Origin of the sequence: Sulfolobus sp. B1 (genome assembly GCF_007050195.1) — an archaeon.
GTDB lineage: Archaea > Thermoproteota > Thermoprotei_A > Sulfolobales > Sulfolobaceae > Saccharolobus.
In genome coordinates this window covers 1-818 of the sequence record NZ_QIMI01000305.1, presented here as the reverse complement: position 1 = coordinate 818, position 818 = coordinate 1, and the positions used below count along the sequence as shown (strand labels likewise).

The 818-nt window shown below is 38.5% G+C and carries 1 protein-coding gene; it reads left to right on the top strand.

Annotated elements, in window-relative coordinates:
• The coding region (locus DMP16_RS10345) for a thiolase domain-containing protein (protein ID WP_143577230.1) at window positions 1-818 on the top strand (818 nt) is incomplete at both ends.

Sequence of the window (818 nt, the reverse complement as noted above, 5' to 3'; positions counted from 1 at the left end):
AGAGCATATGCAGATGCTGGGAATATTAATCCTAGAAATGATGTAGATTCGTTCATATCATGTCAAGAAGATTTTTGGGAGGGCATAGGGATTGCTGACGAATTTGCTCCAGATCAGATAGGTGGAGCAATGAGACCAACAATGACTGTTACCGGGGATTCACTACAAGGTTTAGCGCACGCGCTCATGCACATAAATTCTGGCATTGCCGATATAGTATCAGTAGAGGCACACTCTAAGGTAAGTGACATATTAACTTTTAGTGATATTGTAAAACTTTCAATGGATCCAATTTATGTTAGGTCAATAAATCCTCAAAACATGCACTTCATAGCTGGTCTTGATGCCGTGAAATTTATGGAAAGAAAAGGAGTTAGTAGAGAAGACTTAGCAATAGTTGTGGAGAAGAATAAGAAAAACGGACTTTCTTCACCTAGATCGTCATATGCCAGCAACATAAAGGCTAGCGACGTCTTAATGAAGGATTTTGTAGTTTACCCATTAACAGAGTTGGACATAGCTCCATTTGTAGACGGGGCTATAACGGTAGTGGTAGCTGATGAGGAAACAGCTAAGAAGGTAAAAAAGGATGACTATTTGTTAATAAGTGGTATAGGATATGCGACTGACTCGAATAATTTGGAAACAGCTGAATTAGGCAAAGCTGAATATATGAGAATAGCCTCTGAAATGGCATATAAGATGGCAAAAGTGAACTCCCCAAGAAAGCATTTCGATGCAGTATTTGTAGATGATAGGTACAGTTATAAAGAATTAGAACACTTAGAAGGTCTTAGGATTTCCGAAGAACCAGTTAA